The 2,501-nt window shown below is 51.0% G+C and carries 3 protein-coding genes and 1 pseudogene; 2 read left to right on the forward strand and 2 right to left on the reverse strand.

Features of this window, described 5'->3' with window-relative positions; genetic code table 11:
- Together QN395_RS21220 and QN395_RS21225 are read left to right on the forward strand one after the other, a co-directional pair.
- Positions 1-1,092: bifunctional aspartate transaminase/aspartate 4-decarboxylase (locus QN395_RS21220; protein ID WP_323493025.1), on the forward strand; the 1,092-nt coding region annotated here is incomplete at its 5' end.
- A gap of 339 nt (positions 1,093-1,431) precedes the next feature.
- Positions 1,432-1,590 carry a hypothetical protein gene (locus QN395_RS21225; RefSeq protein WP_323493026.1) on the forward strand — a complete coding sequence of 53 codons (159 nt, stop codon included), beginning with the start codon at positions 1,432-1,434 and terminating at the stop codon, positions 1,588-1,590.
- A gap of 36 nt (positions 1,591-1,626) precedes the next feature.
- Here the strand turns inward: QN395_RS21225 and QN395_RS21230 are convergent.
- Positions 1,627-2,061 (reverse strand): annotated as a pseudogene (locus tag QN395_RS21230) (IS6 family transposase); the annotation flags it as partial.
- Positions 2,062-2,091: 30 nt separating this feature from the next.
- The coding region (locus QN395_RS21235; RefSeq protein WP_323493027.1) for an IS66 family transposase at positions 2,092-2,501 on the reverse strand (410 nt) is incomplete at its 5' end.

A 2,501-nucleotide genomic window follows, 5' to 3' on the forward strand; every position in this document is an offset into this window, starting at 1 on the left:
CGAGCCAACGGCTTGATCAAGCCGGGTGACAAGATCGCCATCAGCACGCCGATCTTTTCACCTTATTTGGAAATCCCGCTACTAGCCGAATACGGCCTCGAGGTGGTTGATATTCGCATGGATGGGCACGCCGACTGGCAGTTGCCGGACAACGAAATCGACAAGCTGAGCGATCCGGCAGTAAAGCTATTTTGTCTCGTCAATCCGAGTAATCCACCCTCGACCAAGTTATCAGATCAGGTTCTCGATCAACTGGCCGCGCTGGTGGCGCAACAACGCCCCGATCTGTTCATTATCACCGATGACGTATACGGGACCTTTGCGGATAACTTTGTGTCGCTGTTTGCTAAGTGCCCACGAAATACACTGTGCGTGTACTCATTCTCAAAGTTCTTTGGCGCAACAGGATGGCGCCTAGGCATCATTGCGCTACATGACGAAAATGTTTTTGACGCGGCACTGGCAGCATTGCCAGAGGCGGGGAAAGTCCTTCTCGACGCACGATACGCTTCACTCACTACCACGCCGCGCACGATTCGTTTCATCGATCGACTGGTCGCTGACAGCCGCGCCGTCGCGCTGAACCATACCGCCGGTCTGTCACTCCCGCAGCAACTGCAAATGGCACTGTTCTCGCTCAATGGACTCATGGACCGAGAACACCGCTACAAGGAGTCGGCCAAACAGTTGCTGCGCAAGCGCTATCAGACCTTGTATCGCAATATGGGTATCGAGGCATTGCGAACGCCCAATGACGTGAACTATTACTCGTTGATCGATCTGCAAGAAATTGGCGGCGCGTTGTATGGGCCCGAATTTGAAGCATGGTTCGTCCGCAGCGATCTTGGTATCAGCTTTCTTTTCCGGCTTGCGCAAGAAACCGGTGTGGTTCTGCTGCCGGGCAATGGATTTGATGTAATTGACACCTCGGCGCGGGTCTCGCTGGCTAACCTAACTGAGATCGAGTACGCGGCAATCGGCAAATTTACGCGCCATGTGCTCGATGAGTGTTATCAGGATTTTAGGGATAGCTTACCAGCACCTGTAACAGACCCTCAGCCCCCGCGCGCAGTGCCATTGCATCCTGGCTAACCGCAGAGTGATGAACCAAACGCTCGTGCGGTCTTGCCCACCTGAAGCAACCTCTAGCGAATCAAGTAGCTCGAAATTTGTGTATGTTAAGTAATCAAGCGCGGGCTAGTGCCAATACTCTGCCTCGGAATCATCCAAATACCCAACCACACTGGCTGAACATATACGCGTCGATGACATCAACAAATCAATAAAAATACTTCAGGCACTTGGCGGGCATGTACTGTTAACGCCGCGGGCCGACAGGCATGGAAGGAATGTTGCAGTGGTCTCCGACACTTCAGGAGCACCGTTTAGATTGGTGGAATGGACTGAAACCGATATTAAAGAGGTCAGCAAATGAAAACCCGAATCTGGCGTTGGATCGTCATCGCTCCAGTAGTTGCTGCGTCAAGCAGCTGTGCTGTTAGCGGCGGATGGTGTGGCTACAATGGTAACTACGGAACCAGCATGGATATTGGTGTTGGCTACTATGAACGGTTCTGTCGCGTTAACTAATGTAAATCAAACTTATTACTGGGATCTCATTCGTTCTCAAACTGAACGGATTTGTGCTGCTAAAGCATAAAACTGATCGGCAAAAGACATCTCTTCTGTGCCACCAAACATCAGCTGGCCTTTGCGAATCATGTGCATTAATTCGATGCCAGTCAGGATGCTTTTCGCCGCGTGAAATGATTTGAAGCCAAGCATTGGTTTTGTTATTCGTTTCACTGCGCGGTGGTCTTGTTCGACGATGTTGTTGAGGTATTTTACCTGACGAATGAGCATCGGTACGTCCATCGCATCATTGATTTCATCGATCGCTGCTTTGTTTGCTCCGCTCTTGTCCATCGTGACTTTTTCCGGAATGCCGTTAGCCTGCATCGCCTTGTCGAAGAAGCGCATGGCCTCTGCCTTTTCACGCTTTGCTGTCAATAGAAAGTCAATTGTCTGACCTTCTTTATCGACTGCGCGATACAGATATTTCGTATGCGTCCGACAGTCCCACCTAGACGATCAGCAAACAACCGATTTTGCCCGCAACGGCAACAATTCATCAATACGATTATTTTTACAGGTAGGGAGTTTTTCCAAAGTTTCTTTAAGCCAGGCAAGCGGTTCGATGTTATTCGCTTTGGCGGTGGCGAGTAGACTTTGAATGGCAGCAGCCCGTTTGCCAGCGCGTTCTGATCCGGCAAACAGCCAGTTCTTCTTGCCGATGGCAATAGGACGGATGGCATTCTCGATCGGATTATTATCAATCGGTAGATTGCCACTGGCGGCATAGCGCATAATCGCCGGCCAGCGCTTGAAGCTGTAATCGATGGCTTTGGCCAGACTGCTGCCATCCGCCGTCTTTTGACGCGTCAGCAGTAACCACGCATGCATCGCTTCCAATCTCGGCAAGGCTTGTTCTTGGCGGTACC

Source organism: Undibacterium sp. RTI2.2 (assembly GCF_035018705.1).
Classification (GTDB): Bacteria; Pseudomonadota; Gammaproteobacteria; order Burkholderiales; family Burkholderiaceae_D; genus Undibacterium.